The organism is Ectopseudomonas oleovorans (genome assembly GCF_003052605.1).
GTDB classification, from domain to species: Bacteria; Pseudomonadota; Gammaproteobacteria; order Pseudomonadales; family Pseudomonadaceae; genus Aquipseudomonas; species Aquipseudomonas oleovorans_A.
On sequence record NZ_QASO01000124.1, the window covers coordinates 119,733 to 141,567 of the forward strand.

General features: G+C 63.2%; 24 protein-coding genes. 9 read left to right on the top strand and 15 right to left on the bottom strand.

The annotated features are described in order from the left end of the window. The first annotated feature begins 292 nt into the window (after nucleotides 1-292). Entirely contained in the window at nucleotides 293-697 is a 405-nt protein-coding gene (locus DBO86_RS22080) for an acyl-CoA thioesterase (protein ID WP_039964119.1), read from the top strand. A 257-nt stretch (nucleotides 698-954) separates the two neighbouring features. On the opposite strand, the gene DBO86_RS22085 is transcribed toward DBO86_RS22080, so the two are convergent. Next, a complete protein-coding gene (locus DBO86_RS22085; protein WP_039964122.1) occupies nucleotides 955-2,055 on the bottom strand; it encodes a TRAP transporter substrate-binding protein in 1,101 nt (366 codons plus the stop codon). Nucleotides 2,056-2,299: 244 nt separating this feature from the next. Between DBO86_RS22085 and DBO86_RS22090 the strand changes: the two genes are divergently transcribed. The 3 genes from DBO86_RS22090 (at nucleotide 2,300) to DBO86_RS22100 (ending at nucleotide 5,213) form a co-directional block, all read left to right on the top strand. After that, nucleotides 2,300-2,845 carry a TRAP transporter small permease subunit gene (locus tag DBO86_RS22090; protein ID WP_104727191.1) on the top strand — a complete coding sequence of 182 codons (546 nt, stop codon included), beginning with the start codon at nucleotides 2,300-2,302 and terminating at the stop codon, nucleotides 2,843-2,845. Next, entirely contained in the window at nucleotides 2,838-4,214 is a 1,377-nt protein-coding gene (locus DBO86_RS22095; protein WP_108234840.1) for a TRAP transporter large permease, read from the top strand. Before DBO86_RS22090 ends, DBO86_RS22095 begins: the two co-directional genes overlap by 8 nt. Nucleotides 4,215-4,313: 99 nt before the next feature. Beyond that, nucleotides 4,314-5,213, top strand: coding sequence for a D-hexose-6-phosphate mutarotase (locus DBO86_RS22100; protein ID WP_108234841.1), 900 nt, complete (start codon nucleotides 4,314-4,316; stop codon nucleotides 5,211-5,213). 90 nt (nucleotides 5,214-5,303) lie between these two features. On the opposite strand, the gene DBO86_RS22105 is transcribed toward DBO86_RS22100, so the two are convergent. The 6 genes from DBO86_RS22105 to purE all read right to left on the bottom strand — a co-directional run bounded on the left by DBO86_RS22105 (nucleotide 5,304) and on the right by purE (nucleotide 9,235). Further along, nucleotides 5,304-5,771: an FAD/FMN-containing dehydrogenase gene (locus DBO86_RS22105; protein ID WP_108234842.1), complete on the bottom strand. Its 468-nt coding sequence runs from the start codon at nucleotides 5,769-5,771 to the stop codon at nucleotides 5,304-5,306. 18 nt (nucleotides 5,772-5,789) lie between these two features. Continuing rightward, on the bottom strand, nucleotides 5,790-6,326 hold the full coding sequence (locus DBO86_RS22110) for a DUF3299 domain-containing protein (RefSeq protein WP_108234843.1): 537 nt from the start codon (nucleotides 6,324-6,326) through the stop codon (nucleotides 5,790-5,792). Between the two features lie 64 nt (nucleotides 6,327-6,390). Then, a complete protein-coding gene (locus DBO86_RS22115) occupies nucleotides 6,391-6,636 on the bottom strand; it encodes a GlsB/YeaQ/YmgE family stress response membrane protein (protein WP_004422923.1) in 246 nt (81 codons plus the stop codon). Nucleotides 6,637-6,702: 66 nt separating this feature from the next. Beyond that, complete coding sequence (locus DBO86_RS22120; protein WP_108234844.1) at nucleotides 6,703-7,467, bottom strand: substrate-binding periplasmic protein; 765 nt, start codon at nucleotides 7,465-7,467, stop codon at nucleotides 6,703-6,705. Nucleotides 7,468-7,521: 54 nt separating this feature from the next. Further along, nucleotides 7,522-8,607, bottom strand: a complete 1,086-nt coding sequence (locus DBO86_RS22125; RefSeq protein WP_108234845.1) for a 5-(carboxyamino)imidazole ribonucleotide synthase — start codon at nucleotides 8,605-8,607, stop codon at nucleotides 7,522-7,524. Nucleotides 8,608-8,743: 136 nt separating this feature from the next. Continuing rightward, complete coding sequence (gene purE, locus DBO86_RS22130; RefSeq protein WP_108234846.1) at nucleotides 8,744-9,235, bottom strand: 5-(carboxyamino)imidazole ribonucleotide mutase; 492 nt, start codon at nucleotides 9,233-9,235, stop codon at nucleotides 8,744-8,746. A 276-nt stretch (nucleotides 9,236-9,511) separates the two neighbouring features. Between purE and adhP the strand changes: the two genes are divergently transcribed. The 3 genes from adhP to DBO86_RS22145 all read left to right on the top strand — a co-directional run bounded on the left by adhP (nucleotide 9,512) and on the right by DBO86_RS22145 (nucleotide 12,217). Beyond that, nucleotides 9,512-10,534 carry an alcohol dehydrogenase AdhP gene (gene adhP / locus DBO86_RS22135; protein WP_108234847.1) on the top strand — a complete coding sequence of 341 codons (1,023 nt, stop codon included), beginning with the start codon at nucleotides 9,512-9,514 and terminating at the stop codon, nucleotides 10,532-10,534. Nucleotides 10,535-10,759: 225 nt separating this feature from the next. Then, a complete protein-coding gene (locus DBO86_RS22140; RefSeq protein WP_244185590.1) occupies nucleotides 10,760-11,143 on the top strand; it encodes a hypothetical protein in 384 nt (127 codons plus the stop codon). Between the two features lie 81 nt (nucleotides 11,144-11,224). After that, the gene (locus DBO86_RS22145; protein ID WP_108234848.1) at nucleotides 11,225-12,217 is read left to right on the top strand and encodes an AraC family transcriptional regulator; all 993 of its coding nucleotides are present in this window, start codon (nucleotides 11,225-11,227) and stop codon (nucleotides 12,215-12,217) included. Nucleotides 12,218-12,411: 194 nt separating this feature from the next. Here the strand turns inward: DBO86_RS22145 and DBO86_RS22150 are convergent, their stop codons facing one another. Genes DBO86_RS22150 through DBO86_RS22165 form a run of 4 tightly spaced genes read right to left on the bottom strand, consistent with a single transcriptional unit; the run spans nucleotide 12,412 to nucleotide 16,642 of the window. After that, complete coding sequence (locus DBO86_RS22150) at nucleotides 12,412-14,448, bottom strand: LTA synthase family protein (RefSeq protein WP_108234849.1); 2,037 nt, start codon at nucleotides 14,446-14,448, stop codon at nucleotides 12,412-12,414. Next, complete coding sequence (locus tag DBO86_RS22155; RefSeq protein WP_108234850.1) at nucleotides 14,445-15,044, bottom strand: hypothetical protein; 600 nt, start codon at nucleotides 15,042-15,044, stop codon at nucleotides 14,445-14,447. Before DBO86_RS22155 ends, DBO86_RS22150 begins: the two co-directional genes overlap by 4 nt. After that, nucleotides 15,037-16,317: a sialidase family protein gene (locus DBO86_RS22160; RefSeq protein ID WP_108234851.1), complete on the bottom strand. Its 1,281-nt coding sequence runs from the start codon at nucleotides 16,315-16,317 to the stop codon at nucleotides 15,037-15,039. Before DBO86_RS22160 ends, DBO86_RS22155 begins: the two co-directional genes overlap by 8 nt. 10 nt (nucleotides 16,318-16,327) lie before the next feature. Next, nucleotides 16,328-16,642 (bottom strand): PepSY domain-containing protein, encoded by a 315-nt coding sequence (locus DBO86_RS22165; protein WP_244185591.1) that lies wholly within the window; start codon nucleotides 16,640-16,642, stop codon nucleotides 16,328-16,330. 308 nt (nucleotides 16,643-16,950) lie between these two features. Here DBO86_RS22165 and DBO86_RS22170 point away from each other — a divergent pair, with 308 nt between their 5' ends. Further along, entirely contained in the window at nucleotides 16,951-17,979 is a 1,029-nt protein-coding gene (locus DBO86_RS22170; protein ID WP_108234852.1) for a histone deacetylase family protein, read from the top strand. A gap of 68 nt (nucleotides 17,980-18,047) precedes the next feature. Next, nucleotides 18,048-19,142: a polyamine ABC transporter substrate-binding protein gene (locus DBO86_RS22175; RefSeq protein ID WP_108234853.1), complete on the top strand. Its 1,095-nt coding sequence runs from the start codon at nucleotides 18,048-18,050 to the stop codon at nucleotides 19,140-19,142. 57 nt (nucleotides 19,143-19,199) lie between these two features. Here DBO86_RS22175 and DBO86_RS22180 read toward each other — a convergent pair whose 3' ends face one another. From DBO86_RS22180 to tnpA, 4 genes are read right to left on the bottom strand one after another with little or no spacing between them, the layout of a single operon-like run. Then, nucleotides 19,200-19,469: a hypothetical protein gene (locus DBO86_RS22180; RefSeq protein ID WP_003458515.1), complete on the bottom strand. Its 270-nt coding sequence runs from the start codon at nucleotides 19,467-19,469 to the stop codon at nucleotides 19,200-19,202. Beyond that, nucleotides 19,459-21,090, bottom strand: a complete 1,632-nt coding sequence (gene tnpC / locus DBO86_RS22185; protein WP_004423346.1) for an IS66 family transposase — start codon at nucleotides 21,088-21,090, stop codon at nucleotides 19,459-19,461. The genes DBO86_RS22180 and tnpC overlap by 11 nt, the downstream gene beginning before the upstream one ends. A 28-nt stretch (nucleotides 21,091-21,118) precedes the next feature. Further along, nucleotides 21,119-21,463 carry an IS66 family insertion sequence element accessory protein TnpB gene (gene tnpB / locus DBO86_RS22190; protein WP_004423345.1) on the bottom strand — a complete coding sequence of 115 codons (345 nt, stop codon included), beginning with the start codon at nucleotides 21,461-21,463 and terminating at the stop codon, nucleotides 21,119-21,121. Further along, the gene (tnpA, locus tag DBO86_RS22195; RefSeq protein ID WP_004423344.1) at nucleotides 21,460-21,750 is read right to left on the bottom strand and encodes an IS66 family insertion sequence element accessory protein TnpA; all 291 of its coding nucleotides are present in this window, start codon (nucleotides 21,748-21,750) and stop codon (nucleotides 21,460-21,462) included. The genes tnpB and tnpA overlap by 4 nt, the downstream gene beginning before the upstream one ends. Between the last annotated feature and the right edge of the window lie 85 nt (nucleotides 21,751-21,835).

A 21,835-nucleotide genomic window follows, 5' to 3' on the forward strand; every position in this document is an offset into this window, starting at 1 on the left:
CCGGACTTTCAGTCCGTAAGTCACTAACCCACCGACTTCAGTCGGTGGTTGTTGAGTTTTATAAAAGCCTTGAAAATCATAGCTTTACGTTTTTATGCGCCTTGGGAGGCAGGCATACTGCCCGAACGAGGTTTGCCCGGTCGTGCGTTTTGCCCGACCGGGCATGGGCTGTGACGTTTTACGCCCTGCCAGAGTGGTCGCCCGCCGACTGCACAGTCGGTATACTCGTCGCGCCCGCGTGCCATGCGGGTTCCGCGCTCAGAACAACAACCGCGCCACGAGTCTCGAAACCATGAACGACTACGAACAGGAAGACCCGATTCCCCAGGGCGACCTTGCCCTGCAGATCACCGCGCTGCCGCGTGAGACCAATGGTTTCGGGGATATCTATGGCGGTTGGCTGGTATCGCAGATGGACCTGGCCGGCACGGCCATGGCCAGCAAGATCGCCGGTGGCCGCGTCGCCACTGTCGCCATCGACCGCATGGCCTTCCTCGTGCCGGTGGCGGTGGGTGCGCAGTTGTCCTTCTACACTCAGGCGCTGGAGATTGGCCGCAGCTCGATCCAGATGATGGTCGAGGTGTGGAGCGACGATCCGCTGTCCAATGAATGGCGCAAGGTCACCGAAGCGGTATTCGTCTTCGTCGCCATCGATGGCAGCGGCCGCACCCGCCCGGTGCCGCCACGGCGCGGCTGAGCCGAGCAGATAGCTTTCGGCAATATCCTGTAACGAAAGCGCCGACCCTGAGGCTAATGCCAGTCAGTTAAGCCGTTGCACTCGATCTTTGTAGGAGCCGGCTTGCCGGCGATCCGCCATAAAAAGCATCGCCAGCAAGCTGGCTCCTACGAAAAGCGCCCCCTCTACTGCAAGTAGGAGGGGGTGGTGACGAACTTATCTGATCAGCACTAGCCCTGAGGCCGGCGTTTTTCCGTGTGCCTGAAACCCGTTGGGGATCAGCCGCGGATGTTGTAGATGTCTTTCTCGTTGCTTTCCGCGTAGTCGTACAGGCGTTGCAGGTAGGCCTTCTGCTGTTCCCAGACCTTCTTCGCGACCGGGTCGGCGTTGGCCGAGGCCTCGACCACTTCGGCCGCCACTTCCTTCAAGCGGGCCAGCACTTCATCCGGCAGGCGGCGTACTTCCACACCGTCGGCCTTGAGTTGCTCCATGGCTTCCATGTTCTTGGCGTTGTAGTCATCGAGCATGTCGCCGTTGACGTCGCGGGCAGCGGCGCGAACGATGGCCTGCAGATCCGGCGGCAGGGTTTCCCAGGCCTTCAGATTGACGTCCAGCTCGAACAGTACGCTGGGCTCCTGCCAGCCCGGGGTGTAGTAGTACTTGGCTGCCTTGTGCAGACCCAGGGCCAGGTCGTTGTATGGGCCGATCCATTCAGTGGCGTCGATGGCACCGGTCTGCATGGCGGTGAAGATCTCACCGGCCGGCATGTTGACCACGGTACCGCCCATCTTGGTCAGCACTTCGCCGCCCAGGCCAGGGGTACGCATCTTCAGGCCCTTGAAGTCATCGACCGAGTTCATTTCCTTGTTGAACCAGCCTGCGGTTTGCACACCGGTGTTGCCGCAGGCCATCGGCAGCACGCCGAACGGCTTGTACACCTCTTCCCACAGCTGCTGACCGCCACCGCGATGCAGCCAGGCGTTCATTTCCTGAGCATTGGGGCCGAATGGCGAGGCGCAGAAGAACTGGGCGGCCGGCACCTTGCCTTTCCAGTAGTACGGCGCGCCGTGACCCATTTCGGCGGTACCGCGGGAGACTGCATCGAACACTTCCAGTGCCGGCACCAGCTCGCCTGCTGCATACACCTTGACCTTCAGGCGGCCGTTGCTCATTTCATCGACCAGCTTGGCGAAGCGCTCGGCTCCCACGCCGACGCCCGGGAAGTTTTTCGGCCAGGAGGTGACCATCTTCCAGTTGAAGGTTTGGGAACTCGAACCCTCTTGAGGTGCTGCGGCGCTCTTGGCATCTTCCTTACAGCCGGCCAGGGCGGTTGCGGCAAGGCCTACGCCCGCGGCGGCGAGTATGTCGCGACGTTTCATGCAATGCTCCTTCTTGTTGTATTGGTCTTACCACGGGATCGCCGAAGGTAGACCGGGCGTGAATAACATAGGGGGTCGTGACCTACAAGCCTAGTTAATACGACTAAAGTTGCACGGGCATTGCTGCATGACCGCAGGCCTGCCTAGAATCGCCGGCCTGCGCCCCACAAGGACACGGGTGGCGTGACGCGCGGCCAACCGGTTTGCTGTCCTGTCTCCTACTCATAACGATAAAGGACTCACTATGTCCGACAAGCCTTCATTTCCCCTCGCTCTTGCATACTTGATCGATGCCCTCAACAGCTGGTTCGGCAAGGCCTGTGCCTGGCTGACGGTTTTTCTGGTAATCGGCACCGCTGTAGTCGTGGTGCTGCGCTATGGCTTCGGCATCGGCGCCACGGCTCTGCAAGAGGCGGTGCTCTACGCGCATGCACTGGTGTTCATGGGTGCAGCGGCCTGGGTGCTGCAACGCAACGGACACGTGCGTGTGGACATCTTCTACCAGAAGTTCAGCGGCCGCCGTCAGGCGCTGGTCGAGATCTTCGGTAATCTGCTGTTCCTGCTGCCGGTCGCGCTGTTCCTCGGTTGGGCCAGTTGGGATTACGTCAGCAACGCCTGGTCGACCCTGGAAGCATCCAGCGAATCTGGCGGCCTCAAGTTCGTCTACCTGCAGAAAAGCATCATCCTGGTGCTGGTCATCAGCCTGGTTCTGCAAGGTGTCTCCAATCTGATCAAGGCGCTCTACGTCATCACTGGCCGCCTGCCTGCTCCGGAGGTGAAGCATGGCTGAGTTGATGTCGATTCTGCTGTTCATCGGTATTTGTATGGCCTTGATGGCCGGTTATCCGGTGGCGTTCACCCTGGCGGGCGTATCTTTGCTGTTCGCGGGTGTAGGTGTACTGACCGGCACCTTCGATGCGGGTTATCTCAGCGCACTGCCCAACCGCCTGTTCGGCATCATGAACAACCAGACCATGCTGGCCGTGCCGCTGTTCGTGTTCATGGGAGTAATGCTGGAACGATCACGGGTAGCCGAGGATCTGCTCGAGTCCATGTCGCGCCTGTTCGGCACGCTGCGTGGTGGCCTGGCGATCTCGGTGTGCGTGGTCGGCGCCCTGCTGGCAGCGAGCACCGGTATCGTTGGTGCCACCGTGGTGACCATGGGGCTGCTGGCGCTGCCAACCATGCTCCGTCGCGGCTATGACCCGGCCATCTCCACCGGCACCCTGGCCGCCACCGGCACTCTGGGACAGATCATTCCGCCGTCGATCGTACTGGTGCTGCTGGGTGACGTGATGTCCAGTGCTTATCAGCAGGCGCAGCTGAAGATGGGTATCTTCTCGCCCAAGACCGTGTCGGTCGGTGACCTGTTCGTCGGTGCGCTGCTGCCGGGCCTGCTGCTGGTTGGCCTGTACATCGTGTACATCATCGTGGTTGCCGTCGTGCAGCCGAAGAAGTTGCCGGCGATGTCCAAGGAGGAGCTGGGCGATGTCGAGTGGGGCCGCCTGCTCAAGGCACTGGTGCCGCCGATGTTGCTGATTGGCGCCGTGCTCGGTTCGATCCTTGCCGGTTACGCCACGCCGACCGAAGCCGCTGCCCTGGGCGCTGTCGGCGCCATGCTGCTGGCTTTCAGCAAAGGCAAACTGAACTTCGGCCAACTCAAGGAAGTGGCCTACGGCACCACCGAAATCAGTGCCATGGTCTTCATGATCCTGATCGGCGCGTCGCTGTTCTCCCTGGTGTTCCGCGGCTTCGGCGGTGAGGCGCTGATCGAGGACGTGTTCGCCCAGCTGCCAGGTGGCGTGCTCGGTGCGTTCTTCCTGGTGATGCTGGTGATCTTTCTGCTCGGCTTCATTCTCGACTTCATCGAGATCACCTTCGTGGTGGTGCCGATTGTCGGTCCGGTGCTGCTGGCCATGGGTCTCGACCCGATCTGGCTGGGCGTGATGATCGCACTCAACCTGCAGACCTCCTTCCTTACTCCGCCATTCGGTTTCGCGCTGTTCTACCTGCGTGGCGTGACGCCGGCGAGCATTCCTACCAGCACCATTTACAAAGGTGTGGCGCCGTTCATTCTGATCCAGCTGTTGCTGCTGGTGATCGCCTATATCTTCCCAGGGCTGATCACTTGGCTGCCGGAGCAGGTCTACGGCAAGTAAGTGTCGCTGGCTGGTTTGGCAAAACGCCCGTCCTCGTGATGGGCGTTTTGCTTTTTGCGTTGTCACACTATTGGTCATCTATCTCAACAAGAGGTCGTCATGAGCACCGCCCAAGTCGAACGCGTGGAACTGGATCAACTGACCTGCTGGCGCATTCGTGCTGCCGGCAGCGAATTGCTGGTAGCCCAGCAGGGCGCGCAGATTCTCAGTTACCAGCAGGGTGAGCAGCCGCCGCTGATCTGGCTAAGCCCGGATGCGGCCTATCAGCGTGGCCAAAGCGTGCGCGGTGGTGTGCCGGTGTGCTGGCCCTGGTTCGGAGATCTACGCCGCAATCCGCAGGCCGTGCAGGCGCACTATCACCTCGAGCAGGCGCCGGCCCATGGCCTGGTGCGTGCATTGGACTGGGAGTTGCTGGGCATCGACGAGGGGGGCGACGCCGTCACCCTGCGCTTTGCCTACGACACGCGCACTCGGCCGCTGGAGGGCTGGCCCAGAGATGTCGGCCTGACCTTCGTCGTGCGCCTGGCAGACGATCTCGGCATGAGCCTGGAAACCCACAATCGCGGTACAGAGCCGCTGACCCTGAGCCAGGCGCTGCACAGCTACTTCGCCGTCAGCGACGTGCGCCAGGTCAGCGTCGAGGGGCTGCAGGGCTGCCGCTATATCGACACCTTGCAGGACTGGCAGGAGCTGCGTCAGCAGGAAGCGCTGGTGTTCGATGCCGAGACCGATCGCATCTACTTCGACACCGCCGCGCGGCTGAGCATCGTCGATCCGGGTTGGGGCCGGCGCATCCACCTGGATGCTCGTGGATCACATTCGGCTGTGCTGTGGAATCCCTGGGTCGACAAGGCCAAGCGCCTGTCGCAGTTCCCCGATGACGCCTGGCAGAACATGCTGTGCATCGAAACGGCCAATGTGCTGGAGGACGTCGTACAACTGAACGCTGGCGAACGGCATCGTTTGGAGCTGCGCCTTTCGAGCGAGCTGATCGGCTAAACATCGCATCCGCAGTGGAGCGGCACTGCGAATCGCAAGCACGCCGCAAACCGGGTTCCTACGCAAGGCGGTTGGTGGCCTGCCAGTTCTTCATGGCGCCTGCCTCTCCAGGGCTTGCCGCAGATCGTCTGCGCGAGTGAATACCTGCTGCGCGACGATCTGCAGACCATCGAGTTGCAACCACAACACCTGCCCCTCGCCAGCCTGATAACGCGGGGCGATACGGGCGTCGCGGTCGAGGAGGATGCGGTAGTTGTAGTCGCGCATCTTCGGTAGGGCGAAGAGAGTGGCGATGACGCTGGGCATGCGGCTGATGTCGGCGAGGAAGACCGCGTGGCGCTCGTCCAGATAGCCCTTGGGCTTGCCTTCCAGGGCAGCGTCGACCAGTTTGGCGCCGTCCATGTCGCGGGCGACCAGCAGGATGTGGGTCTCGTCATTCAGGGTGTAGGGCGCGTCATGCTGATCGAGCAGCGTCCAGGGTGCCAGGCGTTCGCCAGGCTCCAGAGCCAGTACGGCGGTAGACAGCAGGCACAGCAACAACAGGGCGGCAGCTTTCATGCGCAGACTCCAGAGCGATCAGTAGAGGTCTTCGTCGGCCACCAGGCGCACTTCGCCGGCATCCATGGCGTAGGCGGCGTCGGCCAGGTCGTTGCTGACCTGCTCCACCTTCAGCTCGCCGCTGACCCACAGTGGGGCGTAGATGTCGTCGAGCGGGATGCCTTTCGGGTAGCGCACCAGTACCAGTTGGTTGGGCGGCGGTGGCGGTACGTGGATGCAGGCGCCCGGATAGGGCACCAGGAAGAACAGGGTGCTGTTGCCTTTCTCGTCGCTTTCCAGCGGTACCGGGTAGCCACCCAGGCGGATGGCCTTGCCGTCGAGTTCGGGCACGGTCTTGGCGGAGTACATCACCGCAGGCAGATCCTTGTCCTGTTGGCGCAGGCCGCCTTCACTGTAGAAGGTGCTGTCGCCTTCGGGGGTGTCGTGGCTGATGTCGGGCATTTCCTCGAGGGCCTTGCGGTCTTCGGGTGGCATCAGGTCGAGCCAGTCGGTTTCCGGCAGTTCGGCGTGGGCCAGGCCGGTACAAAACAGTAGGGCGAGCAGCAGGTGGCGCATGGGCTATGGCATCTCGTGGCGGCGTTAACGAGGAGCCGACAAGTCGGCTCCTGACTGGGGCTTGTCAGCCCTTCTTGATCGCGCCGTAGATTACCAGCAGGACGATGGCGCCGATCACTGCGCCGATGAAGCCGGCGGCCTGTCCGGCTTCGTAGATGCCCAGGGCCTGGCCACCGTAAGTGGCCGCGATGGAGCCCCCGATGCCGAGCAGGATGGTCATGATCCAGCCCATGCTGTCATCACCGGGTTTGAGAAAACGTGCGATCAACCCGACGATCAGGCCGATGAAGATGGTGCCGATAATGCCCATTGGCGTGTCTCCTTGATAAGTGCCGCTCATGCGGCAGGCCCGTCATGGGACAAGTCAATGGGGCTATCAGTTCGCCTCGTCTGGCGGCAGAACGCCATAACGGTGGTAGATCAGGGCAACTTCGCCCTCTTCACGCATGCGTTGCAGCTCAGCGCCAAGGCGGTCGTAGAGTTCGCCTCGGTCGCTGTGGTAGCGCCTCAGCGATGCGCCGAAGTGGTTGCCCAGTACCTGCTGGTGGGTGTAGTGCGCGTAGCTGTAGTCGCGAAAGTTCATGGCCTGGAATTGCGCCTCCATCGGTGCGGCGTCGAGCACTGCGATGGTATCCAGGCGCCCAGCCCGGAACATCGCGGCCAGTTGCGCATCGTCGCTGACATAGGCGCGATCGAGCAGGTCATCGCTGTCGAAAGGTTCGAAATAGGCCGTACCGCGCTTGACGCCAAGAGACAGGTCGTACAGATCCTCGTAGCGGCTCAGTCTGGCCTCTTCCCCCGGGGGCACGACGAAGCGAACGTTCAGTTGCTGATTGCCGATGCTGGGCAGGAAATGGATGTACTCGCGGCGCTGTTGAGTGAGCAGCACGCGCGGCACCAGGTCGATTCGTCCGGAGCGCAGGTCGTCAAGACTGCGCAGGAAGGGCGCTTCACGCCACTGCAGGTCTACCCCGACACGGTGTGCGGCCGTTTCCAGCACGCTGATCAGCGGGCCGCTGGGCAGCCCGTCGACGGTACGCATCTCCGGTGGTCGTTCACGAAAGTCGACGCGCAGCACCTCTTGCGCGCCCACGCAGGTCAGCGTGAACAGTAGCGGCAGTAAGGAAAGAAGACGCTTCATGGGAGACTCTTGAACGACCCCTGTCGTTCAAGAGTCTAGCTGCGAATCGATCTGTCAGACTTCGGCGATCAACGCCTGAACGTCGGCGATACGCGCATCCAGGCTGGCGCGGTCGGCGCAGCGCAGGGTGGCATGACCGACCTTGCGTCCGGCCTTGAAGGCCTTGCCGTAGTGGTGCAGATGGCAGTCGGCAACGCTGATCACCTTGTCCACCGGCGGCACCGAGCCGATGAAATTGAGCATGGCGCTTTCACCCAGCTTGGCGGTGGAGCCCAGCGGCAGGCCGGCGACGGCGCGCAGGTGGTTCTCGAACTGGCTGCACTCGGCGCCTTCGATGGTCCAGTGCCCGGAGTTGTGCACGCGCGGGGCGATCTCGTTGGCCTTAAGGCCGCCGTCCACCTCGAAGAACTCGAAGGCCAGCACGCCGACGTAGTCGAGCTTGTCCAGCACGCGGCCGACGTAGTCCTCGGCCAGCGCCTGCAGCGGATGATCGGTGCTGGCGACGGACAGGGCGAGAATGCCGCTGTCGTGGGTGTTGTGCACCAGCGGGTAGAAGCGCGTTTCGCCATCACGGGCGCGCACGGCGATCAACGACACTTCGCCGGTGAAGGGCACGAAACCTTCAAGGATGCACGGCACGCTGCCCAGTTCGGCGAAGGCGCCGCTGACGTCTTCGGGCTTGCGCAGGACTTTCTGGCCCTTGCCGTCGTAGCCCAGGGTGCGGGTCTTCATCACCGCTGGCAGGCCGATGCTGGCCACGGCGGCGTCCAGATCAGCCTGCGACTGGATGTCGGCGAACTCCGGCGTGGGAATGCCCAGCTCGCGGAACATGGACTTCTCGAACCAGCGATCGCGGGCGATGCGCAGTGCCTCTGCACCCGGATAGACCGGCACGAACTGCGAGAGGAAGGCGACGGTTTCGGCCGGCACGCTCTCGAATTCGAAGGTGACCAGGTCGACCTCGTCGGCCAGCTGGCGCAGGTGATCCTGATCGCCGTAGTCGGCACGGATATGCTCGCCCAGGGCCTGGGCGCAGGCGTCCGGCGCCGGGTCGAGGAAGGCGAAGCTCATGCCCAGCGGGGTGCCCGCCAGGGCCATCATGCGGCCCAGTTGGCCGCCACCGATCACACCGATTTTCATAACAAAGCCCCTTTTCAGCAGGTGGCGAGACCAAGCAGTTGAGCGCTGTCCGCAGCGCAGAAAGCGGAGTTTACGCCGGTAAATACGCATTCCGAGCAGCGGACAGCACGTGTCGCTGCCCCTGATGGAATGGGGGTCAGGCCTCGCGCGGGTCCGGGTTGCTCAGCACAGTCTCGGTCTGTTCCTGACGGAACTGCTTCAGCGCCGCATGGAACTGCGGATGCTGGTGACCGAGGATGCTGGCGGCCAGCAGCGCCGCGTTGACCGCGCCGGCCTTGCCGATGGCCAGAGTGGCGACCGGAATACCGGCCGGCATCTGTACGATCGACAACAGCGAGTCGACGCCCGACAGCATGGACGACTGCACCGGCACTCCGAGTACCGGCAGGTACGTCTTGGCCGCACACATGCCCGGCAGGTGAGCGGCGCCACCGGCGCCAGCGATGATCACCTGAATGCCACGCGCCTCAGCCTCTTCGGCGTACTGGAACAGCAGATCCGGGGTGCGGTGGGCGGAAACCACCTTGACCTCGTGGGGGATGCCCAGCTTGTCCAGCATCTCGGCGGTGTGGCTAAGGGTGGACCAATCGGACTTGGAGCCCATGATCACGCCAACCAGTGCGCTCATCAAAGTGCCTCTTCTCTCGGGCGCCTCGCGGCGCGTCAAAAACCAACAAGCCACGCGGGCGGGCCAGCGTGGCTTGTCATGATTCGTTGGCCGGGTGCTGCCGGCCGAAGGCCGCGCAGTATAACGCAAAGCCACTGCTGGCGGGCAGTGGCGATGACCGTTTGTCATGCAAGCTGTGGCAGAGGGTGAAAACCACCTAAACCTTGCTCTGGAGCAATGCCCGGGTGGGCTGCGCGCGCACACTGGACAGACACTCGCATGCAAGAGGAACCGCGCATGAACCGGACCATGAAAGCCGCAGTCGTCCACGCCTTTGGCGAACCCCTGCGTATCGAGGAGGTGAAAACCCCGCTGCCTGGCCCCGGGCAGATTCTGGTGAAGATCGAGGCCTCGGGCGTCTGCCATACCGACCTGCATGCCGCCGAAGGCGACTGGCCGGTTAAGCCGAACCTGCCGTTCATTCCCGGCCATGAAGGGGTCGGCTACGTCGCGGCGGTCGGCAGCGGCGTCACGCGGGTCAAGGAGGGCGACCGCGTCGGCGTGCCCTGGCTGTACACCGCCTGCGGCTGCTGCGAGCACTGCCTGACCGGTTGGGAAACCCTGTGCGAGGGTCAGCAGAACACCGGTTATTCGATCAATGGCGGTTACGCCGAATACGTGCTGGCTGACCCGAACTACGTCGGCATTTTGCCGAAGAATGTCGACTTCCTCGAGATCGCGCCGATCCTCTGCGCCGGCGTGACGGTATACAAGGGCCTCAAGGAAACCAGGGCGCGCCCCGGCCAGTGGGTGGCGATCTCCGGTATCGGCGGCCTCGGCCATGTCGCCGTGCAGTACGCGCGCGCCATGGGCCTGCACGTGGTCGCGGTGGACGTCGACGATGCCAAGCTGGAGTTGGCGCGCAAGCTCGGCGCCAGCCTGACCATCAACGCGCGCAAGGAAAACCCCGCCGAGGTGGTGCAGCGCGATATCGGCGGCGCCCACGGTGTGCTGGTCACTGCGGTGTCCAACGCTGCCTTTGGCCAAGCCATTGGCATGGCGCGCCGACGCGGCACGGTGGCGCTGGTCGGCTTGCCGCCGGGCGACTTCCCCACGCCGATCTTCGATGTGGTGCTCAAGGCCATCACCATCACCGGCTCGATCGTCGGTACTCGTGCCGATCTGCAGGAAGCGCTGGATTTCGCTGGCGAGGGTTTGGTCAAGGCCACGGTGCACAGCGACACGCTCGACAACATCAATGGCATCTTCGATCAAATGCGCGGTGGGCAGATCGAGGGGCGGGTGGTGCTGCAGTTCTGATTCGAGCAAGGCCACGCACTGGCAACTTTCCTACAGAACGGACGCGGACGGGCGCACAGATCGCCGCCAGACGGCGGGCTATGCTGTGCGCTCTTCATCCGAACAAGGACGTGTCGTCATGAAACATTACGCTTCGCTTGTTGCCCTCTCCCTGCTTTCCCTTCAAGCCGCTGCGCTGGATCTGGCCAAGCATCCGCAGGTATTCGAGCCGGCCAGGGCGTGAGCTTGGCGCTCGCTCCTTCCGCCGACACCAAGGCGCTGAAGCCGAAGGACCCTCTGGCGATTTACCAGAAGCAGGAGATCGACGGCGAAGCCTCCAAGGCCTGCGCCACCCCACTGAGCACCCAGGTGGACTGGAGCGCGATGTCCGATGAGCAACTGATCGGCCTCAGCGTGCCGAGTTTCTGCGGTGAAGTGGTCAACCAGATGGCCTACCTGTGTGGCAAGGACGACCGCTACAAGGCTGAGGCCAAGACCCTCAAAGGTGTCGACTGCCGTTTCGGCGAAAGCATGAAGTTGCGCGAGCAGGACGGCCAACTGCAGTTCACCACCCTCAAGGATGAACCGAATCAGGGCGACTTCATCAACGCCATTCTGCGTAATCGCTGATCCGCTCGGGCGGGCCACGGCCCGCCGTCTCGCGGCATATTTCTTGCGTTCCTTTGCGTTATCACGCTGACGGAACGCATCATGCTGCACGCCCCACTGACCACCCTGCATGTGGTTTCCCTGATCCTCCAGCGCTTCGCCGAGCAGCCCGAACTACGCTCGCAATTGCTGGCCGGGAGCGGTATTGGTGCGGCTGATCTGGACAATGCCGACGCGCGCATCACCCGGGTGCAGGAGCTGCAGGTCTGTGCCAATGCCCTGGCCCTGCGTGCTGATCTGGGGCTCGACCTGGGGCGCAGCCTGCATGTTTCCTCCTATGGGCTGCTGGGTTACGCCGCACTCTCGGCTGCCACCTTTGGTGACGCCTGGCGTCTGTTGCTGCAGTACCCGGCGCTACTCGGCACCTATTTTCGCCTCGACATGCAGGTGGAAGGCGAGCGGGCCTGGATCTGCGCCAGCGGTTACCGCGATGCCGAGGCGCTGGAAGTGTTCAACGTGGAGATGTGCCTGGCCTCGCTGAAGCTGATCGGTGACGAACTGCTGCGCCAGCCGCTGTCATTGGCAGGCGCCGAGTTCACCTACGCTCGGCCAGACTACGTCTCGCGCTATGCGCAGAGCTTTCCCTGCCCGCTGCGTTTCTCGGCACAGCGCAATGCTTTCGCCTTTCCCGCCGCGTTGCTTGAGCGCCGGCTGCCGCTGGCCGACAGCGTGACCCACGGCGACATGGTGGAACGCTGCCGCCGTCTCAACGCCGAGTTCAGCAGCCGCCAGGCCTGGCTGGAGCGGGTGCGCCAGTTGCTCGCCGCGCAACTGGCCGAGCCGCCGGGGCTGGAGAACCTGGCGCAGCAGATGCACTGCTCGCCGCGTACCCTGCGCCGTCACCTGCAGGAGCTGGGCACCAGCTACCAGGGCCTGCTCGACGAGCTGCGCTTCGAGCGCGCCAAGGCGCTGCTCGGCGAGGAACAGTGGCCGGTGTACCGTATCGCCGAAGTGCTGGGTTTCAGCGAGACCGCCAGCTTCCGCCATGCTTTCCAACGTTGGAGCGGCGTGCCGCCAAGTCGCTTTCGCGCGTAGCCGTATGCAATCCGGGGCACTGGCGCGGGCCTTTGGGTGCCGGATCGCCGGCAAGCCGGCTCCTACGAAATGACCGATTCCCCTGTAGGAGCCCGCTTGCGGGCGATGTGTGATTAACGGGCGATCACCGAAACCGTGGGAGAGGCTTCAGCCGCGATAAAGCTCGCCGCTGAAGCGCCTCCCACAGGCATCGCTCATTCCTGCGCCTGCACGTTGCGGTACATCTGCAGCCGCGCTGCTTCATGCAAGCCACGTCCCAGCGCCAACAAGCGCTGGAATTCCTCCGGGTGCTGCTCGGCCACATTGTCACGTGGCGTCGGCGAGCGCAGGTCGTGCAGGGCCGGCGAGCTGCCGTCGTGCTGCATCTGCACGAGAAAGTCGCGCGTCACCGCGCCGATCACCGGGAAGGTGCCTTCCTGCAGCACCAGCGGCACCACGCGTTCGCCTTCCGGCGCCGGCAGTTGCAGGTCGCGGCCGAGACCGCCGTTGTCGAAGGGCACGCCGACCAGCCCGGCCACGGTCGGCAGCAGGTCGGCCAGGCCCACGGCTTCGTCGAACTCGCGCGGCGCCAGCCACTTCGGTGCATGAATCAGCAGCGGCACGTTGTTGCTCTCCAGCCCCAGTTGCTCGAAGGCTGGCGCCATGTGCGGGATCTGGCTGATGCGGGTGTTGTGGTCGCCGAAGAAGACGAAAATGGTGTCGTCGTAAAAACCCTGCTCCTTGGCCAGCTCCATCAGGCGGCCGATGTTGAAGTCCAGCAGACGCACCGCGTTGTACTGCTCGACGCTGCGCGAACCGGCCTGCTGCACCTGCTCCAGCGGCAGGTCGAGCGCCTCGAAGCCGTCGTTGTCCTTGGGGATGGTGAAGGGCCGGTGGTTGCCGGATGTTTGCAGGTAGGCGAAGAACGGCTTGTCCTTGGGCAGGGCGCCGAGAATTTGCGAACTCTCCTTGAAGAAATCCAGGTCGGAGATACCCCACACGTCCACCTGTGGCGACTGCCAGTGGCGTTCCTCATAGAGCTGCACGCCGTCGATGCTCTGGCGGATCAGCGCGTTGATATTGGCCCAGCCGGCGTTGCCGCCGATCATGTAGAACTTTTCGTAGCCTGGCAGGGCGTTGATCAGCGTGCGTTGACGGGCGATCAGCGGGTTGCGCGTGGCGGTCTCCTGGCGCGACACATCGGGGATGCCGGTGATGCTCGCCCACACTGTCTTGGCGGTGCCGGTGACCGGTACGTAGAAGTGGCGGAAGAACCAGCTTTGCTGGGCCAGACGATCCAGGTTCGGCGTCGGGTTCAGCGGGTTGCCGTAGGCGCCCACGGCGCTGGTGCCGAGCGATTCGAGCATGACGAAGATCACGTTGGGCTGGCGTTCTGCCTGGATGCGGTGCGCCTGCACCGGCTGGTGACGGAAGAAGTTCAGCCCCTGCGCATCGTGCTCGCTGACGCCCAGGTAATCGGCCACCACCTGGTAATGCTCGCGTGTGGCGGTCTCGTCGAAGGCGGCCGGTTCGAGCTTGAGGGTGTCGAAGAGAAACAGCGCCGGGTTGAGGCCGAGCGCGCCGATCTGGCTGTTGCCGCTGTAGAAGGCATCGCTCCAGCGCAGCGGTACCGGGTTCTCCAGGTTCAGCGCACTGGCGCGGCCGAGCAGACCGAAGAACACCAGCACGCCCACCACCGCCGCACCGCCGATTGCCGGCAACACGCCGACTCGTTGTGCTTGTGGTCGATCCAGGGTGACGCCCTCCAGGCGCCGCAGCGCCCAGGCCCACAGCGCCACACCGGCCAGCCAGGCCAGGGTTATCCACAGCACCGGGTAGGTCTGCCAGAGCATGCCGGCAGAGATCTGCGCATCGCCGGCAAAGCGCAACACCGTGGCGTTGAGGCGTACACCCAGGTAGGCGTAGTGGCCGAAGTCGACTATGTACAGCAGGCCCAGCGCCGCCACGGCCAGCAGCAGGTAGCCGCGCAGCAGCCAGCGTACGGCGCGAAAACGCGCCAGGCGCAGCTTGGGCAGCGCCAGCAGGATGCCCGCCGGCAACATCAGCAGCAGGGCCAGGCGCAGGTCGAAGCGCAGGCCGATGCCGAGGGTGCGCAGCACGTCCGGTTCGCCGATGCTGTGGACGGCGGAGAAGCCCAGCAGAAACACCCCGCGCAGGGTGGCGAAGAGCACGAACAGCAGCGCCGTGAGGCCTGCCAGGTAATGCAGGCGGCGGGATTTCAGCCAGCTCATGCGAGGTTCCTTGTTCGAGTCGAGAGTCGAATCAGCAGCCAGCGTCCGCCTGCCAGAAGCAGCGCTCCGAGGCTGTAGAGGGCCAGGTAGGGGTCGATCAGGTAGTCCCAGTAGTTTTCCGAGGCGCCCAGGCGCAGGGCGAAGGCCAGGGTCGCCAGCACCAGCGCCAGGGCGCCGAGCCAGCTGCGCTGGACGATCAGCACCGCGCACAGCAGTCCCAGCACCAGCAGCATCGGCCGCGGCTCGAAGCCCAGTTGGTAGGGATCGGCATAACTCAGGCCCAGTGCCGCCGGGTAGAGCAGCACGGCCAGGCCGGCGAACAGCGCCAGGCTGGCCAGGCGATCATGGGCGCCTGCGGGTGCCACGCCGAAGCGGCACAGGGTCGCCCAGCCGAGCAGCACCAGGCTGGTCACCGACAGGTCGCCGATATAGGTGCGCAACTGCAGCGCCAGGCTGATGCCTTGCACCGGTACCAGGCTGAGCAGCAGGCTGCTTGCCAGCAGGATGCCGCGTTGGGTCGTATTGCGCGTCAGTCGCGCAAGGATCAGGAAAACCAGCAGGGCAAAGGCCAGGTGCGGCAGCCAGAAGTCAGTCATGCGGGCGGCGCTCCGACAGCCAGGCCTCGTTGAAGGCCAGATGCTTGATGAACATGTCGTTCCACGAATAGACGAGGTGGTAGGTGCCCTCGCGGTCGCGGGTGAAGTAGGGATACTCGTAGTCGAAGGTGCAGCCTTCGGCGCTGCACATGCGCGCCGTTACCTGTTCGAGAAAGCGCGCCTGCTGCTCGGGCTTGCCGCCGCTGGCGCGGTATTTCTCGCTGACCACGGTAGGGAATTCGTCACGTGGAATCGGCTCGCCCCAGGGGTTGGGCGTCTCGTCCAGCTCACCCAGGGAGCGCCAGTTGCCCAGCTTGGCGTCGGTAGCGTAGAGGGTCAGGCGAAAACGGCCGTCCTCCAGGTCGTTCATCGCCACCAGTAGGCTGCCGTCGGGGCGACCGACCGCCGCTAGGGACGAGTTGGGGTTGCTCGGCTCGACCGGCTGCGGATAGCTCCAGCTGCGCCCGGCATCCTCGCTGTAGCTGGCCAGCACGCGGTGATGCTCCTCGCCGGCATAGCGCAAAAGGGCCACGGCGCGGCGTTCGTCCAGCGCCACCACGGTCGGTTGCAGCGAATAGCGACCCTTGCCGATGCGGTACTTGCCCAGCACCTCGCCATTCGCGCTCAGGTGCAGGTACTCGGGAAACTTGCCGAGAAACTCGTGATACACCGGCAGGCCGATGCTGCCGTCGGTGTGGAATACCGGTGCGGCGCGTACCAGGGTGCTGATGTTGAGAAACGGACTGGTGACCAGTTGCCGGGGGGCCGACCAGGTTTCGCCGAGGTCGTCGGAAACCATGGCGTTGACCGCGCTACCGGCCCAGCCGCCGAGCGACACCGAAACGTAGAACAGCCACAGGCGATTGTCCGGCGCCAGGCTGATCACCGGATTGCCCAGCTTGCGGATGTGCTTGCCGACCGCGCGCTGGGTCGACTCGCGGCTGGCCAGCACGCGCTCGGCGCTCCATTGGCCGCTGGCGGCATCGAAGCGCGCGGCGCGGATCTGCACATCAGCAGCGCCTTCACGGCTGCCGGCGAACCAGGCCGCCATCAGATCGCCGCCGGGCAGGCCGGTGATCGAGGCGGAATGGACGAAATCCTCCAGGTCGGAGGAGGCGAAGTGTGCGGCCAGGGCCGGTGTCGCGTCGGCTGCGGGTGGCGCTGGCTGGCTGGCGAAGGGTGCCAGCGCATGGGGCGCGGCGCCGAACCAGGCGCAGGCGAACACCGTGGCAGCGCCCAACAGCAGGGCGCAGGTCTTGAGGGTCGAGGTCATGGTCGCGGGTTCAGGGGTGTCTGGGCGAAGCCAGGTGCGAGCTGGCGACTTCTTCTACCGGGCGGGCATCGACCGGGTCGTAGTAGATCTCCAGCTTGCGGCCGGCAGCGTCGAAGCCGTAGATCTCGTAGCAGTGGCCGGGGGTGATGCGGAACTTGGTGATCTGCACGCCCTGGCGCTTCATCCGCTCGCGGAACTGCGACTCGGGCATCCAGGCGCTGCGGTCTTGCCGAGCACAGTCGGTATCAGCGAGTGCGGCGCTGGATAGTGCAAGCAGTGCGAGCATCGTCAGGGCGCGAACGGGGCGGCGGGCCGGTGTCGACATGCTCGGCATCCTTTGGCGTGGCTGATGGTACGGGGCTTGGCCCCAGGCAGGTTGTCACCATCGGCCGCCAGGCTTAAGGAAAACTTAAGCATCACGGGTTGTTACATTTACCTGCCGTGGGTGGTGGGGAGACTCATGGCCAGCCCTCCCTTGCGGCGATCCGGCGGGCAGCGTCACTGCGTGCTGTTAAAAATTGCTCTCGGCCATTTTTTGGCCATTTCGATCCCCTTTTGGCCGTTGCCAGCGTTCTCGACGCTGGCCGAGCAGGCGAACAATGCAGGCACAACAACGAGCCTGGAGCGCTTTGCATGCTCACCTACTACAGCGACGACCACCACCTGCACCACGGCAAATGCGAGCTGATCGACGGGCAGCTGATGCCCTGCTTCGAGAAGCCGCAGCGCGCCGACCACATCCTTGCGCGCGTCAAGGCTCGCCAGCTCGGCGAAGTCCGTGCGCCCAAGGATTTCGGCCTGGCGCCCATCGCGCGCATCCACAGCAAGGCCTACCTGGAATTCTTCAAGGGCGCCTGGGCGCGCTGGCAGGAGCAGGGCGGCAAGGGCGATCTGCTGCCTTTCACCTGGCCGGCACGTACCCTGCGGCGGATGATCCCCAATGACCTGCACGGCCAGCTCGGCTACTACAGTTTCGATGGCGGCGCGCCGATCACTGCCGGCACCTGGCAGGCCGCCTACAGCGCTGCCCAGGTCGCGCTCAGCGCCCAGCAGGAGATTGCCCACGGCGCCCACAGCGCCTTCGCCCTGTGTCGTCCGCCAGGCCATCATGCCGCCGGCGACCTGATGGGCGGCTACTGCTACCTGAACAATGCCGCCATCGCCGCACAGGCCTTCCTCGACCAGGGCCGCAAGAAAGTCGCCATCCTCGATGTCGACTACCACCACGGCAACGGCACCCAGGACATCTTCTACCAGCGCAGCGACGTGCTGTTCGCCTCGATCCACGGCGACCCGGCCGAGGAATTTCCCTTCTTCCTCGGTTACGCCGACGAACTGGGCGAGGGCGCCGGCGAGGGCTACAACTTCAACTACCCGTTGCCCATGGGCAGCGCCTGGGAGACCTGGAGCGCGGCGCTGGAGCAGGCCTGCCAGCGCATCGCCGACTACGGCGCGGACGTCGTGGTGGTGTCGTTGGGCGTGGACACCTACATGGAAGACCCGATCTCGCAGTTCAAGCTCGACAGCCCGGACTACCTGGCCATGGGCCGACGCATCGCCGCGCTGGGCCTGCCGACGCTGTTCATCATGGAAGGCGGCTACGCGGTGGAGGCCATCGGCGTCAACGCGGTCAACGTACTGGAAGGGTTCGAGGGCGCCTGAGAGGCGCCTTCTTCAGTGATCAGGAAACTGCCAAAACAAGAGCAATGACACTTCAGGGGTGAGAAACGATGAAAGCCATCAAACAGATGCTTGGCGCCGCCCTGTGCGGCGCCACCTTGCTTAGCGGCGCGGTGCAGGCCAAGGAGCTGCGCGTATACAACTGGGCCGACTACATCCTGCCGTCCGTGCCCAAGGACTTCCAGAAGCAGTCCGGCATCCAGATCACCTGGGACACCTTCGAGACCAACGAGGCACTGGAAGCCAAGCTGCTCACCGGCAACTCCGGCTATGACCTGGTGATCCCGTCCAACCAGTTCCTTGAAACCCAGATCAAGGCCGGCGTATTCGCCCCGTTGGACAAGTCCAAGCTACCTAACTGGAAGAACCTCGACCCGGTGCTGCTCAAGCTGCTGGAGACCAACGACCCCGGCAATCAGTACGGCGTGCCCTACATGTACGGCACCGTGCTGATCGGCTACAACCCGGACAAGGTCAAGGCCGCGCTCGGCGACGATGCTCCGGTCAACAGCTGGGATCTGGTGTTCAAGCCCGAGTACATGGAGAAGCTGAAATCCTGCGGCGTGGCCATGCTCGACTCGCCCACCGAGATCATCCCCATCGCCCTGCACTACCTGGGCCTCGACCCCAACAGCAGCAACCCGGCCGACTATGACAAGGTTACTGAGCTGCTGCTCAAGGTGCGCCCGTACGTGGCCTACTTCCATTCGGCCAAGTACATGACCGACATCGCCAACGGCGACATCTGCGTGGCCATCGGCTATTCGGGCAGCTTCTACCAGTTCGCCAACCGCGCCAAGGAAGCCGGCAACGGCGTGGTGATCAACTGGCGCCTGCCGAAAGAAGGCGCGCCGATCTGGTTCGACACTTGGGCCATCCCCAAGAGCGCGCAGAACGTCGACGAAGCTCACGCCTTCATCAACCACCTGCTCGAACCCAAGGTGATCGCGCCGATCAGCGATTTTCTCGGCTACCCCAACCCCAACGTGCCGGGCATGCAACTGGTGGGCGCGGAAATCGCCGACGACCACGACCTGACCCCGACGCCGGAGCTGCAGAAGTCGCTGTACGTGGTGCAGCCGCTGCCGCAGAAGATCGAGCGCGTGCGTACGCGGGCGTGGACGTCGATCAAGTCGGGCAAGTGATTCGTCGCGGACGGCTCGCGGCTGAAGCGTAAGCGTTCATTCCACGACGTACTGGACTTACTTTACGTCCCGAAGGGGCCTTAGCAATTCCGGTGAGACCTTGTACTGTTTCGTGCCGTTCTCGGCCAGGACGATCACGCTCTTGCGGTTGATCTTGGTGACGATCCCCATAGTCAAGCCAGTTCGGCTTTCGAAGGTCACCTTCAGCCCCACGTGCAGCCGACTCAGCGCCTGCAGGTTTTCTTGATCTTGCAGTTCATCAATGCGCCGGCAGATCATTCGGTTCAGCTCCAATAGCTGATCGATGCTCATGTCTTCAATGCGCATGGAGGGTGCCCTTTGGCTGTGCGGTCTGTCGATCAGAATGGCGCGGATCGATCAGCGAGCGTAACGGATTATCGGCGAACCGGGTCTTCCAGAGCCGAGGCGTCAGGTCAGCGACCTTGCTGGCCGGGTGCTGACTGATGCGCTGCAGCACGTCCACCAGATAGGTGTACGGGTTGATGTCGTGCAGTTTGCACGTAGTGATCAGGCTCTGGATGATGCCCACGTGTTCCGCGCCGAGTTCAGTCCAGCAGAACAGCCAGTTCTTGCGTCCCATGGGAATGGGGCGCAGGGCCCGTTCCAGGTGGTTGGTGTCTGGCTGGACGTCTGGGTCTTCCAGGAAGACGGTCAGGCTGGCTTCACGGCTGAGCACGTAGTTCAGTGCTTTGGTCAATAAATCACTGGGCAGCAGACCGCCCTGTGCCAGTTGATCCCGGCACCATTGGAAGAAGTCGCTGACCACCGGCTTTGAGTGGAGCAGCCGGTACTGGCGTTTCTTTTCGCCGGTCAGTTGCTGGACGCGGATCTCTTCTTCGTTGGTGTATAGCTTGGCAATCTGCTGAAGGGCTTCGGTGGCAGTTATCGGGTGGTCCTTCTGCGCCTCAATGAAGTAACGACGACTGTGCACCCAGCACTGCGCGTGGATGATGTTCTGCTGTGCGGCGGCATAGCGGGCATAAGCAGCATAGCCGTCACTGATCAGAGTTCCGCTGAACTGTTCGTTCAGTACCTGCTCGATATGGGCTCGGCCTCGACTGTTCGAGTAAGTGAACACCACTTCATCGGCATCGCCGTATAACGGCCAGAACCAGCCGGATTTCATCTTGCCTTTTTGTGGGCCTGCCCGACCCTGGTGGCCAGCTTTAATCGGCGTCTCATCCATCGCCAACACCCGGCTGCGCAGAACATTGTCGGTCTGGGCATCCACGATCGGCCGCAGCAGATCAATAGATCGCTTGATCAGATTGGTGAGGGTGCTGCGGCTGAGGGTAATACCCGCTTGCTGGATGCGTTGGTGTTGGCGATACAGCGGTAGGTGAAACTGGAACTTGTCGACCATCAGACCCGCCAACAAGCTGACGTCGGCCAGGCTGTTGTCCAGTACGTTGGACGGGGCCGGCGTGGTCACGGGCTTGTCGCTGCCCTTGCGCCGAAATACGGGGCGTTCCACTTGCAACACCACGTAACTGGACGTCCGCTGGGCCAGCCGATAGGTCGTTTTGGTGCCAAGGATGTCGTACTGGTCGGCGTCGGGGCCGCTTAGCTCCGGCGGCAGGTGTTCAACAACTTCCACTGGCACGTCCGCTGTAAAACGCAGACCCGTATCGTTCAGGCAGTCGTCGTCCCGCTGTTTCTTTCCGGTGCCTCGCTGATAAGCCCGAACCGGGCGTTTCTCCGCATCGAGAGGCTTCTCCGGGCTAGCCGCATCATTCGATTGGAACAGGCCGCCCTGCTCCGGGAGGTCATACACCTGCTTCTCGGACTTGGGGCCGAACAGCTGCTTCTTGAACCAGTCCAACTGCCGCTGCATGACCTGTAGCTGCTCACGCAACAGGGCATTCTCCTCGGCCAGTACCGAGTAGGAAGGGGCGTTGGAATAGGACGCGGAAGCCATTGAATTCATGGCCGATATTATACCGGAACACAACCCGCTACGTGCCCCGAAAACGCTTGAACTGACGGTACTTTTGCACCTCGATACCGTCAATCAGCAACTGGAGATCAGTCAGGTTTAAGGGGCGCTGTCCCGAAGAAGACGGCCGTACCCGGAACTGCCCCTGCTCCAGTCGCTTGGCCCACAGGCAGTAGCCCGTGGGCGTGAAATACAACATCTTCATTTGGGTCTTGCGACGGTTAACGAAGACAAAATACTGCCCGCTGAGCGGATCTTGCTTGAGTTGATTGCGGACCAGAGCGCTCAGCCCCCGGAAGGATTTACGCATATCCGTGGGCTCGGTGCACAGCCAGATCCGGGCCTGGCTATCCAGACCGATCATCTGATCTGGCTCAGCCTTAGCTCAACACCATTACCCAGGCTCAGCACGATATTCCAGCCGCTTCCGGGAGAGGCCGAGTCATCCATCAGCGATGACAGATCCAGGAAGCTGGCATAACCAGAATCCGCAGCCTCACCGACCGGCTGACTCAACAGGCGCTTGCGCCAACTACAGAAGCTGGCATAACCGAGTTTGTGCTCCTTGCAGAACTGCGTGGCCGACAGGCCGCTGTCACGCTGCTGACCGATTAGGACTTGCCACTGTTCTGCGGTGCGGTGTTTTCTCATGGAAATAACCTCGCGTTGTTGAATGCGAGGTCACTCTAGGGCGGAAGTCAGCGGGATGGCAGGATGTCTTGGAATGAACGCTTAC